The sequence below is a fragment of the Arthrobacter sp. AK01 genome (assembly GCF_021109375.1).
GTDB lineage: Bacteria > Actinomycetota > Actinomycetes > Actinomycetales > Micrococcaceae > Arthrobacter.
Window position 1 is genome coordinate 69,522 of sequence record NZ_JAJOHP010000017.1, and the last position, 13,560, is coordinate 83,081.

The 13,560-nt window shown below is 62.2% G+C and carries 13 protein-coding genes; 3 read left to right on the forward strand and 10 right to left on the reverse strand.

Annotated features, from left to right (window positions below):
• Window positions 1-2: 2 nt before the first annotated feature.
• Window positions 3-1,049 (reverse strand): hypothetical protein, encoded by a 1,047-nt coding sequence (locus tag LN996_RS08220; protein ID WP_231339921.1) that lies wholly within the window; start codon window positions 1,047-1,049, stop codon window positions 3-5.
• Between the two features lie 126 nt (window positions 1,050-1,175).
• Window positions 1,176-5,591 carry a MobF family relaxase gene (gene mobF, locus LN996_RS08225; protein WP_231339922.1) on the reverse strand — a complete coding sequence of 1,472 codons (4,416 nt, stop codon included), beginning with the start codon at window positions 5,589-5,591 and terminating at the stop codon, window positions 1,176-1,178.
• Window positions 5,592-5,994: 403 nt separating this feature from the next.
• On the opposite strand from mobF, the gene LN996_RS08230 reads away from it, so the two are divergent.
• Complete coding sequence (locus LN996_RS08230) at window positions 5,995-6,429, forward strand: hypothetical protein (protein ID WP_231339923.1); 435 nt, start codon at window positions 5,995-5,997, stop codon at window positions 6,427-6,429.
• A gap of 474 nt (window positions 6,430-6,903) precedes the next feature.
• On the opposite strand, the gene LN996_RS08235 is transcribed toward LN996_RS08230, so the two are convergent.
• The 6 genes from LN996_RS08235 to LN996_RS08260 form a co-directional block, all read right to left on the reverse strand.
• Window positions 6,904-7,164, reverse strand: coding sequence for a hypothetical protein (locus LN996_RS08235; protein WP_054809024.1), 261 nt, complete (start codon window positions 7,162-7,164; stop codon window positions 6,904-6,906).
• 40 nt (window positions 7,165-7,204) lie between these two features.
• Window positions 7,205-7,795: a thermonuclease family protein gene (locus LN996_RS08240; RefSeq protein WP_231339924.1), complete on the reverse strand. Its 591-nt coding sequence runs from the start codon at window positions 7,793-7,795 to the stop codon at window positions 7,205-7,207.
• Window positions 7,792-8,052: a hypothetical protein gene (locus LN996_RS08245; protein ID WP_231339925.1), complete on the reverse strand. Its 261-nt coding sequence runs from the start codon at window positions 8,050-8,052 to the stop codon at window positions 7,792-7,794. Before LN996_RS08245 ends, LN996_RS08240 begins: the two co-directional genes overlap by 4 nt.
• Window positions 8,036-8,488, reverse strand: coding sequence for a hypothetical protein (locus LN996_RS08250; protein ID WP_231339926.1), 453 nt, complete (start codon window positions 8,486-8,488; stop codon window positions 8,036-8,038). Before LN996_RS08250 ends, LN996_RS08245 begins: the two co-directional genes overlap by 17 nt.
• Window positions 8,489-8,561: 73 nt before the next feature.
• Window positions 8,562-9,416, reverse strand: coding sequence for a single-stranded DNA-binding protein (locus LN996_RS08255; RefSeq protein WP_231339927.1), 855 nt, complete (start codon window positions 9,414-9,416; stop codon window positions 8,562-8,564).
• Between the two features lie 5 nt (window positions 9,417-9,421).
• Window positions 9,422-9,688, reverse strand: a complete 267-nt coding sequence (locus LN996_RS08260) for a glutaredoxin family protein (RefSeq protein ID WP_054809021.1) — start codon at window positions 9,686-9,688, stop codon at window positions 9,422-9,424.
• Between the two features lie 246 nt (window positions 9,689-9,934).
• Between LN996_RS08260 and LN996_RS08265 the strand changes: the two genes are divergently transcribed.
• Window positions 9,935-10,438: a hypothetical protein gene (locus tag LN996_RS08265; RefSeq protein ID WP_054809020.1), complete on the forward strand. Its 504-nt coding sequence runs from the start codon at window positions 9,935-9,937 to the stop codon at window positions 10,436-10,438.
• Window positions 10,439-10,746: 308 nt separating this feature from the next.
• Here LN996_RS08265 and LN996_RS08270 read toward each other — a convergent pair whose 3' ends face one another.
• A complete protein-coding gene (locus tag LN996_RS08270; RefSeq protein ID WP_231339928.1) occupies window positions 10,747-11,103 on the reverse strand; it encodes a hypothetical protein in 357 nt (118 codons plus the stop codon).
• Between the two features lie 275 nt (window positions 11,104-11,378).
• Window positions 11,379-12,737: a ParB/RepB/Spo0J family partition protein gene (locus LN996_RS08275; protein WP_231339929.1), complete on the reverse strand. Its 1,359-nt coding sequence runs from the start codon at window positions 12,735-12,737 to the stop codon at window positions 11,379-11,381.
• A 500-nt stretch (window positions 12,738-13,237) separates the two neighbouring features.
• On the opposite strand from LN996_RS08275, the gene LN996_RS08280 reads away from it, so the two are divergent.
• A complete protein-coding gene (locus tag LN996_RS08280) occupies window positions 13,238-13,438 on the forward strand; it encodes a hypothetical protein (protein WP_231339930.1) in 201 nt (66 codons plus the stop codon).
• The last annotated feature ends 122 nt before the right edge of the window (window positions 13,439-13,560 follow it).

Sequence of the window (13,560 nt, forward strand, 5' to 3'; positions counted from 1 at the left end):
CGTCAGAAGATGTCGAAGTGGGATCTCGCTCGGGAGACCATGTAGTTCCACTCCGCTGGGTCGGCCCACGAAGGCTTCTCCACATCTGGGAAGGTCCGGCTTTCGTGGCCGTATCCTCTATGGGCTGTGACGAAGGACTTGGCGGGCAGCGACCAGCTTTGGTTCGGATAGTAGAGCCCTTTATTTGTGAGGTACCACGGAGCCGAGTCCGATCCGGCTACTTCCACCACAGCGCCGTCAATCCCTAGAACTCCATCACCCCCGTGACTGGATTCGAGGGCTACCTTGAAGTTTTTCTCAAAGCGCGCCAGGACAGGGTCCCAAATGATTTGCTGCTTGAGTCCCCGCGCGCCTTGGCTGGCAAGTTCTTCCGCCAGGTCAAAAGCAACGGTGGCGAAGTCCTCGTCTGGCTCCCAAGTTACCGAGGCGTCGTTTCCGCCGTTCGTATAAGCAGAAAGGACAAGCTCCTCTTCCGGTTGTGCCCCCCGTTTGGGCTGGCCATTGAGCCACGCATCGGCGCTGTAGAAAGACCTGAGCTGCAAGCTGATGTGGAGTTTCCCAGGGACGTCTTCTGCCTGGACCCTGAGAGATTTCGCATGAAGCGCGGCCATGGCATCGGCTTCTCGAAGTGTCTGCGTGACCCGTTCATAGGTGAAATTGTCGGCCAGATCTGTGACCAAGGCTTCCTGGTCGGCCAATTTGGCCTTATAGAGCGAAGCTATTCGCTCTGCAAGCGGGGCCAACCGTTCATCTATGTCGGCTTGAAATGCTTCTCTGACTTCGTCTTTCACTCCCGCAGTTGCTGTGTTCACGGTGTCTGTCACGACTTTCCGGAATTTTGGCTCGAACAGCAGCAAAACAGCCGCTGATAGCAAACCCACACCGAAGTTGGTCAGGATGGACTGCCACACTGCCAGATCATCCTCGCCAATGCCGGGGACGAAGCGTCCGCCAAAGGCCAGCGCGGTTATAAGCAACCCGCTCAAAGCAAGGACGGCCACCCAGCCAAGATGAATCTTGGGTGTCTGCTCCACAGATGCCTTCTCCACCAGCCAAACAGTACAGGCGGAGAGTGGTTCAGAACGAAGTGGAGTCCCGGGCGACGAAGGATGCATGTAGCTCCGGATCGTGGGTCACGAAACATAGCCCCCGGTTTCTCAGCCAACCAGCGTTGGCTACAAGCCCAGTCCTGGACCCCGCAGCTCATCATTGCTTCTTTGCTGTTCCCGGACAGCCCGTTCGGCCGCGAGCCTCGCTTGACGCTGTGCTTCGGTCTCGGGCGCTTTCTCAACCGGCTTCGGCTCTGCTGCCTGCTTGGCCTGCCGTTCCGCGATCATCCGTTCCATCTTGCTCATCAGGCGTGGCTTCTCCGTCTGAGATGGGGTGATGGCCGTGGGCTCCTGGGCGTTGGCCTTCCGGTCCGCGTCAGTTGCGCGCTGCGCGGGTGACTCGGGGGCGTGCGTGTCCTTGCTACGCTCGACCGCCGCCAGTGCATCCAGTGTCCGGTCCTGGTCGGTGGTGTGTTCGGGCAGGGCGTGTGAGCGTTTGGAGACGGTCACTGCCTGATCGTGGAGTTGCTGGCCGATTTCTTCGTTTCTGAGCCGCTCTGGCACTGGTGTGGCGTCCGTTTCGGGAACGTTGTATCGGGCGCGGAACATTTCGATGCTGACCGCAGCGTCGCGCCACTGCTGGGCGGCGTCGGGGCGGGCCGGGACGGGTCCGAGTTTCTGTGCCCATTCCGGTGGTGTGGCCGCCAGGAGGTGGCCGCGTTCGTCGAACCTTGCGGCGAGGACTTCGCGGCGGGCTGCGAGTTCTTCCTTCCATGGCTGGGGCAGGTATGGGCTTGTTGCCGCGCGTGCCGGGGCAAGCCATTCGGGCAGCCGGTCCGGTGCCTGCACAGGGGTGACGGGGCGTGGTGTGAGGGTGCGGAGGCGTTCCTCAGCCCGGGCGCGGGCAGCGATCGTTTCGTGTCCCCATGTGCGCTGGGTGTTGGCGCCGGCGGCGGGGTTTTTCCCGTAAGCGCTGCGGCCGCCGCGTTCGGCGGTTTCGGCCGTGCGCTGGGATTCTTTGAGCTGCTGGTTGCGGATCCGGTGTTCATCTTGGAGCGCGCGCAGCTGCTGGTGGGAGCGGCGGGCCTGTGCCGGGTCGTTGATGGAGGACTGTTCCCGTGCGGTGAACCGGGTGGTGAAGATCCTCCGTTCCAGCTCGGCGTCGGTGAGCTTGCCGTGCCGGCGGCTGGTCCAATGGTCAGCTGGCTGTGGGCCATGGGCTGCAGCTGCTTCACGTGCGGCCCGGGCACCGGCTTCGGCTTCTGCACGGAGGGTGGCCAACTGCTCGTCGGTCAGTCCCTGCAACGGGCGTTGACCTGCTTGGGCGATCAACTCGGGGGCTTTGTCCATGATCTTTTCCACGCGCCAGGCAAGCACAGCGGAAAGGTCATCGGCGCTCTGGAACTCGCGTTGGCCAGCGGCGGTGCGCAGCAACCCGGAGGTGTCCCACCCGCCCTGTTCGGCTTTAGCCAGGTGCGTGGCTACCGCTCCCCAGGACTCGGCGTTGATGAACTTCTCTGCGTCCGGTCCCAGGATCTCCCGTGCCATGGCGGCCATGCGCAGGGTGTTGGCTTCGTCGGTGACGTAGCGGTACTGATCGGCAAGGGTCAGGGGCGAGTTAATGCGTTCGTACTCGGTGGCCATCGCCTCGTGTGCAGAAGAATCCTGGCTGTGGTTCCCGGCGATAGCGGCCAGAACACTGTCCCGGTCTTGGCCTTCCTCGACGGCGACGAACAGTACGTTCTCATCCCGGCCACGGGTTGCGGCGACGTAGGCGTTCTCCCGGGTGGTGGAGGCATCAAGGATCGGGATACCGGCATCTTTGGTCATACCCTGGGCGCGGTGGGTAGTCAGGGCGTAGCCAAGGTGGACGTGCTCTGAGACGTACTCGGCAGGGAGCCGGATTGTTCCGCCGTGCTCGAGGTGGCTCACTGACAGGGACCCGTCCTCGTGGGCTTGTTCCACGGTCCAGAGGTCGCCGTTCTTTACAACGTCCCGGCCTCGTTTGACCTTCAACTGGGTATCGTTCAGGCGGGTTACTACGTGGTCACCGGCCCATGCGTGGGACCCGTCGCGCAGCTGCACGGAGGCTCCGGTGCCGGCGACTTCGCCGGTCTCGATCCGGTAGGCCTGGGCACGTTCGGAGAGCCGTTGGGAACTTTCGTTGGTCGGTGCCATCATCACCGCAGCGTCGCCCTGGTTCAGGCGGCTCTGCCACAACCCGAAGGCCAAACCTTCAACGGTTTCGATGCTTCCGGCCTGGACGCGTCCGTTGTCCTTGTACCAGGCGAACGGGTCGGCTTCGTGCTCGGTGGGTGTGCGCAGGAGCAGAGATGCTTCTGCTTCTTCGGGGCTGTGGAACCGGTGAATGGTCTCCAGTTCCGTCGCACCAACCTCGTTGATGAGCAACCGCAACGCGCCCCCTGCTTGGACGGCGGAGAGCTGCCGGTCGTCCCCGATGAGCCGGACCAGTCCGCCGCCGGCTTCCACTGCCCGTACGACGTCGGCGAGTTTGCCGGTGCCCTGCATACCGGCTTCATCGACGATCACGAGGGTGCCGGGTGTGACCTTGAAAGCCTCGTTGGGGCTGAGTAGGAACTTGTCTGTCGTCGCCGCGGTGATGCCGAGTTGTTCGCCCAGGTTCGCCGCCGCAACGGCTGAGGGTGCAAGGCCGATGACCCTGCCGCCGGCGTGGGTGACCGCGGCGCGGACCAAGCCCATGGAGCTGGATTTGCCGGTACCGGCGGCACCGATTCCGACACTGAGGAGTTTCGATGAGGTGGCGAACTCGCGTGCCAGTTCGATCTGTCCGGCGTCCAGGGGGTGTGACTTCTCCCCGGTGGTCACGGCGAGGTTGTAGGCGTCCACGGCTGCGTCGAAGTCCTGCATGGATGCTGCCGGGATGACGTCCTTCTTACCGGCGCGCAGCAATAGGTTTTCGTCTTGGAGGATCTTCGTGGAGGTGTAACGGGTATCTGTGCGGTGGTTGAAGTCAGCTGTTCCGGCGTTTCTGGTGAGTGCTTCGAACCGGCCGTGAACCTGGTCCGGGGTGATGCGGACGGAGGCGGTGCTGAGGCTGTGGGAGACCACTTGTTCCACGGTGCCTGCCGGGACCGGGCCGTGTTCAACGGAGTATTCGCGTGCCCAGCGGTTGGCCTCGGCCATGACGTTCTGCGCCGTCCAGGTGGAGCGTTTGTCCGAGACGGCCGCGATGATCTGACGCGCTGTTGCGTCAATATCAATCTCAGTCACGGCAGGGCGGAGCGTCCGGGAACGGGCTCCGGTGATGCGGGTCAGGTCCTTGTCTGTGTACAGGGTTGCGGCTTCCTGCCGCCATGCTTTGGCTTGTTCGGCGAGGCTCTTGGGCTGCTCTTTGTCGGGCCTGGTGTCAAGCGTTGCGGCCTGCGCGAGCTTGATCAGGGCGGCTTGGTCGGGGCTGTGGCCGTGCTGCTCTTCGTACGCTTGGCGTAGTTCCGTCAGGCTCGAACGGATGCCTGCGCTGCGCTTGGAAAAGAGCGCGTTCAGTTCCCGGGGGACGGAGGCTACTTCCATGACGGGCTGCTTGGAGCCGTTGACGGTGCGGGCTTCGAACTGAACACCGTGATCTTCAAGGTAGGTCTGAATCTGTGTGTTGTAGTGCTCCGAGACGGCCACAGCAGAGCGGTGGAGAAGCTTGCCGTCGATGGTCTTCCAGTTCCCCTGAAGGTCCTGGACCTTGTTGGAGACCACAAGGTGGGTGTGCAGGTTCGGATCCCCAAGACGGGAATCGTGGTGTCGGAATGCCGTCGCCGTCAGTCCACCTTTGACTGAGGTCTGGGCGATGCCGTTGGTACCCAACCGGGTGGCCAGGGCGTGCTCTTCCAGATACTCAACGGACTGCTTCAGCGCCGCTTGGTGGGCTTCTTCAACCAGACGACGGGTGTCACCGTCGCCGAGAGCCCACAGCACGGAGATGCTTTTCACGGGGGTAAAGGTCAGGTCGTAACCGGCCACGGCGTTCTGCTGGGGTCGCAGCTGCGCGGTAATGTACTTGCCCAATTCTTCCTTGGAAGCGGGCGGACGTCCGTGTCCTTCACGGAACATCACAGCCCCTGCAGTGGCCCGTATGCGGTGCCGTTCGGCCGCTGTGGGCTTGCGACCCTGCATGCGTTCAAAGTCGCTCTCACGGACACTGATGGCCTGTGCCAGGGCGTTGTCTTTGGGGCCGTAATCGTAGTAACGGCGTCCCAATTTCGCCTCGGCCTGGGCGGCCTTCTCAGCCGCTTTGGCGGGAAGACCGTCAGCGAGCTTCGCAGCGAGGATGGCTTCATATGCCGGGTGCCGGCCCTGCCCAAAGAGGTTGGCCATGTGGGCTTCTGTGACGTTCCCGGCGACGCCGAGCGCTTCGGCTCCGCGTCCGAGCCACTGACCCGGTGGAAGGCCCTGGACGGTGTAGTAATCGCCCAACTGGCGGTCGCCTGCGCGCAGCTCATCACCGCTGGCGGTCTCCTGTGTGTAGTACAGGTAACCGGTGCCAGCACTGAGAACGTGCAGCGACATCATGACCCGATTCTAGCGGAAACGGCCTCTCTTATTCGAAATGCAAGAGGTGTGACTGAATTTGGCGTTCTGAGCTTGATGCGAGCTAGCGAGTATCGGTTCGAAAAACGTCGGATTGAGTCCATCATTCTGATGCGGGTATCCATATGAAAAGCGGCAGCTTTGATTGTTGATACTCGCTGGCAGGGGTTATGCACAGCTCGACAAACACCTGAGGTTTCATGCATGCCCAGGGCAAGTTGTGTCTAACCCCTGCCAGCGCCCACAGACCGTCCCCGCCGGTCCCGCCGGTCCGTCCGGAACGAACACGTATGGGCTTGTAACCGTTAGGTTTCCGGTTGCCCGAGGGCCTTCTGCAAGAATGGGGATCGGAGACAGAAAACCGACCACACCAAAGGGGGCCGTGATGGCTGGAAAGACACGCAATACGATGATCGTTCAGGCACGTCGGAAGACTGAGGAGTTGGCCGCGAAACGGCGCGAACGCGAAGCGACGCTTCAGTCGCTGGCCACCGACTACCACGCCGCCACGATGATGGCCGAGGCAGGCGTTGAGGAAGCCGAACGGCAGGCAGCGGAACTGATCGCCACGGCGAAGAAGAACGCGGCGGCCGCCGTTGACGACGCGAAGGAAACCGTCCGGAAGATGCTGGCCACCGGTGAGACCAGGCAGGGCATCGCTGAGCTCCTGGACGTCAGCGTTTCCTACGTCCGCAGTATCGACGTAGCCACACCGAAGAAGGCCAAGGCCGGCTCCGAAGCTGCGCCTGCCGAGACTCAGGATTCAGAAGAGAGTGGGGGCGTCGGGGTCGTGTCCGGACATGAGGGGTCGGATCACTGATTCATCCCATCCGTGCTCTTTGAGCGCATCACGGAGCTGCCGCGACTGAGCGGCGAAGTTCGCGCGGCCGAGGGCGCGCCCCCCCCCCCCCCCCCGGGGGGGGGGGGGGGGGGGGGTTGGTGGGGGGGTTTTGGGGGGTGGGGGGGGCGTCTCTTTTGTGTCCGGTCAATCAGGTTCTCTGCCTGTGTGCCAGGAAGCAGGTGACTGTCAGGTCCGCCCGTCGCGCGGACACAGATCGGGATATCGCATGAATGTAGAAGCTTGGTATCTGGGTCCAGTTGTTCACCGGTCAGCAGCAGATGAGCGAAGCGCTGTGGTCGGACGGCTTGCTGCCCCTTGGCGGTCTTGATCCAGTACCGGCCGTAACCGTCATCGGCGACCGCCCCGGTCCAGAGCCAGCAGTCATTCTCCCACGGGCCTTTGATGACCTTGGACCAGAAGCGGGCCTCGTCCCGCGTCATGGACACGACTGGATCACCAGCGGCGCCAGCGGCGTTCGAGCCGGTTCGCGGCGAAGAAGAAGGCGACCATGAACAGGGCCGGTGGCACGGCCTGAAGCAAGCTCTGACCGAACCAGGAAACGACGGCGGTGATCAACGCGATGACACCGGCGGCCTTGCAGAGGAAGATGAGAATGCCCTGGCCGGCGGCTACCGGGTGGGTGAGTGCGTAGATGATCCAGCCGCCCAGGGCGACCGCGGCGAACGCTGCGAAGAAGATCAGAACGACGGCCACGGTGTGCCCCTAACGATTGGTTGATGTGTGAACAGCGGTCTCAACAGTTCCATCTCCCCGCCTTGCTCTTTCTGGCTTGATCGGCGGCCGCGGTGAAGTCCTCGCTGTAGGCGGAGGATTTGCCGTAGCCGGTCGCCTCGGCGTGACCTTGTTCAAGAATCGTGCGGTTGATCAGGGTACCGTCGGTTGTCCAGACGTAGGCAAGAATCCTGTCGTACTTGTCGCGGACCCCTTGGGCGGGATCCGCTGAGAGGAAGACCTGTTGCCCGTCCAGGAGTGAGTGCAGGTAGGTGGATGCTTCCGGTCCGCCGCACTCCACCGGTGCGTCTTCCTTGACGCTCTCCGGTGCGTTGATGCCAACAAGCCTCACGCGGGTGTTGGTGCCGTTGCAGCTGATCCGGATCGTGTCCCCATCGACCACCTTTTCCACGGCGTACGGGCCGCTGGCCGTGACTTGAAGTGCCTGCGGCCGCTCGGCCGTGCCCGTCGCAGTACAAGGTACTTCCTGCAGTGGCGCCTGGCTTCCGGCGGGAACGATCTGCGGTCCGTCCTGGGACGTGCAACCGGTCAGGGCAAGAACAGCCAAGACGCTACCGTGCAGGAGCCGGCCCCTGTATCGGGTGCTGGTCATGGGTGGTCCTCCCTTGCTGCTGTTTCGGCGCGGGTGCGTCGTCCTGGACGGAGTTCGCCGGCTTCAACACCCGGCCATTTCCGGCCGTCGTTGTACTTGCGCTGCAGCCGTCGCAGTTCCCGGCGTGCAGCTGCTTCAACGAAGTCCGAAATGGACACATACCCCTCGAGCTTCCCGACGGCTTGGACCGCTGCGCGGATCTGCCGCAGGTCCTCTTCAGTGAAGTAGGGCCCCTTCTTCTCAGTGGGCCTGGTCATCGTCACCAGGCCACGGGTACAGCGTTGTCGGTAGCCCGGAGAAACTGGGCGTGCCGTCCGCGCCCACGGTGATTCCGGGATGATCGTGGCTGCCGGTCGCGTGTGACACTGCCGCCAAAATAAGGTCAGTCCGGGCGCGATCCATTCCGGCCAGAACGTGAGCGAGGTTGAGGTGCACTTCGCCGCCCAGGGATGCGGCCAGGAGGAGGAAGCGTTCCTCTCCCCCGGAGAAAGCGCCTCGTTGGGCGTGGTCAGCCAGCGCACCGAAATCGATCCACGCGATGTCGGCCGCGCCCTTGCGTGCAGACCGGGGGTGGATCCAAGGGCACTCTGGCTCTGCGAAACGTCCGTTGAAAGCCCGTAACAGCAACTCAGTGGCCGCTTCGGTTGTGTACGTACCTTTCGCCCAACGACGAAGGTCCTCTGCATGGGTCATATTCAGGTCCTGTGCTTGATGGATGGATGGATGCCGGGGCCGGGTAATGGCCGGCCCCGGACACCAGTCGGGTTTAGAACGGTGGTTCGGAGTCGGGGCCGTTGCCCCAGGAGCCTGCCTTGGCTTGCGTGTTCGCCGCCCATGGGTCGCCCTGCTGGACAGGCTGCTCGGTGCTCGGCTGGTTCCCGAAACCTCCGCCGTTTCCACTGCCTTGGTTGCTGCGCTGCGTACGGTTCACTTTCGCATTTGCGTAACGCAGTGAGGGGCCGATCTCGTCTACCTCGAGTTCAATCACGGTGCGCCTTTCGCCCTCTTTGGTCTCGTAAGACCGGGACTTCAACCGGCCCGAAACGATGACGCGCATGCCCTTGGTCAGGGACTCGGCGACGTTCTCGGCCGCTTCACGCCACACACTGGCACGGAGGAAAAGTGTCTCCCCATCCTTCCACTCGTTAGACTGACGATCGAAGGTCCTGGGCGTTGAAGCGATCGTAAAATTCGCCACCGCCGAACCACTCGGAGTAAAACGCAGCTCGGGGTCTGATGTCAGGTTTCCAATGACAGTAATCGTGGTTTCGCCGGCCATGATGGTTCCTTTTCCTCGTGTGCTGGTCGTGTTCTCGGTGTCCGTGCTGGTTTCGTTCTGAGGTTCAGTCCCACCCGGTTCATCGTGGGTGAGGTCATTGGGCTGGTGCTGGTCTGCGGTGTACTCGTCCCAGAGGCCGCCGGCCCCTATCGGTGCCCTGCTGATGGCGGCAAGATACCGGTCATCCTCAACACTGAGGGGGATGCCGTAGTAGCCGGCGAAAGGTTCCTCCTTGGCATCGGGGTAGATCCTGCCGCTGGGGTTGGTTTCCCGGAACAGGTCCACCTCCAACGGGACCCGCGGGCTGATCTTGAACCCATCCACCGGGTGCGGGTTAGTCACGGCCCTCACGCTGCCTTGTAGCTCATGGCCGCTTGGACGAGCTTGTCGCGGCGGAGGCCGGACCAGTGGTCCTGGTCATCGGAGTTGTTCACAATGACGGGTGCCTGGGAGTAGCCGAGCTCTTGGGTGATGTATTCCAGCGCTGCCGGCACTTCGGTGATGTCCACGGGCGTGTAGGTGATGCCTTTGGAGTCGAAGTACTCCATGGTGCGGTCGCAGTTCGGGCAATCGGGCTTGGTGTAAACCGTGTAATCGGTGATTGAGGAAGTCATTTTCAGTCCTGCGTTTCGTATCAGTTCGGTTAGGTTCGTCTGGCTGACTTGCTACCTCTATTCTAGCTTTTATCCACTCGAATAAAAAGTCTTTTACCTTGGATTCTAGGCTCTTTCTTCCTAGTTTTGGTATGTACGATGAACCATCCCGGCTGCTTGACAATAGGTATTGTCTTTTCGTTTGACAACAGCTATTGTCTTTGAAGGGGCTGATTGTCCCGGTGGTCACGAGTAGGGGGATTCATCATGTCCGAGCTGGAACAGTACCCGGTTGCGAAAGTGGGCGATCCAGTCCAGGACTGGGATGAGCGGTGGCGTTCGTCTGCCATTCCGGAGGAGGACAAGCCGCTGTGGCGGGATCTCATTTACTGGTCCCAGTCACCGGTGCTGGCGGAGCGTCTTGCTGTGCATGGATGGAAGCCGGAACATCTGGCTGCCGCGGTGCAGGATCCGTATTACCTCCTGAAGCTGGAACGGAGGCTGGGCAACGATCCAGAGTTGAGGCGAAACAGCGACACTGTTGAAGAGGCGAGGCTCTTGGTCCTGGCAGACGTGGTGAGTCGGGTCATCGAACACCGTTTGGGCCTTGCGTTACAGATCCGGCGCAACGCCATGTCCTCGCTTGCGGAGCCCAGGAACAACGAGGGCCTGTCACCGGCCAAAGGGTGGACCTTTGATCGGATAGGCGAATTGGTGGGCCTGACCAAACAACGCGTCCGGGCGATCGTGCGAGGTCGTGGCGGACACTAGCAACTCGGAACATCCTACGGTTGGCGGGTTTGGTGTCGCGGGTAGTAGTCCGGTGTTTCTCCCCCGGCTTCTTTGGCAGCTGCCCCGAGCGTTGGGTTCCTGTGCCTGGGTCGGGTGATTGCGGGTGCCCCAATGTGTGGTCCCGGCTGAAAAGACCTGTTCCGCTGGGGGTGGTGGGTCGGCGGCGGTTGTCTTGCCCCATGGGGATGGTGCCTGGTTTGAGGGTTAAACAAAGCAGGACCGGCGCGGGCCGGTCCTGCTTTGTTCCTCTCGGCAAAAAGGAAATCTGTGTTCAGTCTAGCGGATCCTCATTGTGGTGCCTGGCTGGTTTCGCTTCGAGTGCCGCGGTCAGTCCCCCAAAGGGTTAGGCCGATGACCAGAGCGAATCCTCCAATGATTAGTCCCGATCCGAGTCCGCTGCGGCCCAGGACAAGGAGGCCTGCGAGGGGCGTCGCGATGGCGAGGCCGAAGGCGAGATCCGTCCCCTTGGGTGACCTGGATGTTGGCGAGTTGTTTCCTCGGATCAACATCGCGGCGCCGACGTAGACGGCGACTAGCGCGGTGCTGATCAGCATCATTGCCAACAGCGACCAGTCGAAGGCGACGGTGAAGTCGCTGTTCATGAAGTCGGTGATGGGATTGTCAGGGACGGGTGGCTTGGTCATGGTGACTCCTGTTCGGGTGCCTTGGGTTGAGCGTAGCTGGGGCCTCCGACAAAACCTCGGTGGTGAGTCGATGGAGTAGCCGGGTCCCTGGCGGGCCGCGGCATCTTGGTGGGCGTGTGCCTGGTGGCGTTGAATGGCGGTCCGCCGCTGGTGATTGGCTGCTGTGGTTCGCCCTAGGCGGCGGACCGCCCGACGTTTGGGAGGTTCCCGGCCCTGTCGTGGTGAGTGGCCGGGTGCCTTGCCGGGGGGGGGGGGGTTCCGCCCGGCAAGGGGTCTTAGGCCGCTTCGGTGCTTTCCTCGGCGGTGTCTTCTTCTGCTGGTTTGCCGCTGTCGATGATGATCTGTTCAACCTCGCTCGGGGTGTATCCCCATGTGACGAGCTGGTTCAGGTAGTCCCGGTGTGTCTGGGACGGTCTCCGCCACGAGTCCTTGGCGATGGTGCTCTCATATCCGGCGCAGACGAGAGCGATCAGAGAGAACTCGGGTCGGGCCGGGGACTCTGCCACGTGGTCCTTCAGCGGGTTCCATGCCCATGACTTCTGCCCGTCGATCTTCGCGCTGACCATCACGGCGGCTACTTCTCCGTCGTAGCTACGGGCGACTTCGGTGTGGTGGGTGATGGCGTGGACGGTGAAGTACTGCCAGCCCTTCGGTGCCTGCTTCTTCGTCAGCAGGGTTTTGACGAACTCCCGGCGCACGGTGGTGGCTGATTCCATGGCTTTGTTGTTGGCGATCAAGGTTTTCCGTTCGGCCTTCTGTTCCTCGGTCATCGGACCTGTCTGGGCCGATGAGGAGAAGCTGTAACGGTCTTTGAAGCCGAGCTTCTTCCATCCGACGATCACCGGCACGGTGGAGCATTCGCCCTTGTAGTCCTGCTCGATGTAAACGGCGTTGGCGTCTTCTTCGGTGGCGTGTTCTCCGTCTGCGCGTTTCAAGGAGCTGACACGGGCCGTTTCGTCGTCGTGGTAGCTGGGCTTTTCAACGATGGTCGTTTCGGTTGCTTCCAGCTCAGCGGTGAAAGCTGCAAGGGCAGCAGCATGAGCGCGTGCGTCCCGGAGTTGCTGGGCGACGTGAAGCAGCTGATCCGGTTCGTCTGCAACGACCGATTCCAGTTCGGCGGTGGCTTCCTCGTCCCCTTCAAATTCGGCCATCACGAGGGCTTCCTCGATGGTGTGCCCCTTGCCCAGGGCGGCGGTTCCGGCGGCGGATGCTTTTGCCTTCAAAGCTCCTTCAACGGCGGGTTTGGGCCGTTTGGTCCTCGTGGCGATCTCAGCGGCAGAAATGCCCAGAAGAGACAGCTGGTGGTAACCGTCCGCTTCGTCCCCTTGGGTCATCGCTGCGCGGTGGATGTTCTCCACCATCTGCGAGACGATCCGCTCAGCCTCTTCCGGCGACTCGATGATCATCACGGGGATGCTGTCTCGACCTGCCTTCACAGCCGCGAGCGTACGGCGCTGACCCATCAGCACGTGCACGGTCCCGTCGTCCTTGCGGTGGGCGATCACCGGCTCCATCACGCCGTGTTCCTTGATGCTGGCAACAAACTCAGCAGTCAAAGCGGCGTCCTTCCGGACGTTGATGTCAACGGTCAAGGTGGTGGGGTCGATCATTTCCAGCGTGGGTGCTGCGTTCATGGTGTTGCTCCTTCTTTTGCCGAGAAAGGTGGTGGGTGGGGCGACCAAAGGTGACCGGCCAGCTTCCCCTCTCCCCCGTTGTTTTTTGGCTGCTGGCGAAGCTTGCGGAGCTGTGGCCGACGGAGGCCTGTCTACCCTTGGGCAAGGTGTGGGGAATTCCCGGAGGAAATAAGCGACGCAGGAGCGCCGGAGGGACATTTCCTGCACCGCAGGCCCCGGAGCCTGCGGAGGGGCTAGACGGGGTGGAGCGGACACATAGAATCCGAAGGACAGCAGCCAAAAAACGTCGTAGACACAACAGGACCGGGCACGGCGGAGCTCTGCGACGTCGGGACCGGGCCCAACAGCCGGCCACGGAGCGAAGCGCAGTGGACGCCCAAAAGGGTGCGAGCCCCACGAGCACGCTGCTGAGTCAGCAACACGGGTACCCGTCCCCCACTGGTTTGAAATTCGGCCTTACGTTCACCAGGTCACGTAGATCTGAAGTGAAGGACGTTGCCATGAATACTGAAAGCATCAGGCTGGAACTCTCCCGGATGACGGCGAGGGTTGAAGCGTTGGAGGATCAGCCGCTGTCTGAAATCGTTGCGGCGGCCAGGAGCGAGGCCAAGGCGATCAACCTGACGATGGCCGAATCCACGTTGCAGGCCTGGGCCCGTGCCGTTTACTACGGCATTGGGTTCCGGTTCCATCTCCGCTGAGTGCGGCTGTTCCTGTAAAGGCAGAAGAGCCGGGCCCCCGGGGGGGGGGGGGGGTGATTTTTTCGGGGGGAAAAAGTAAAAATTTGGGGGGGGGGGGTGGGGGAGGGGGGGGGGGAGGAGGG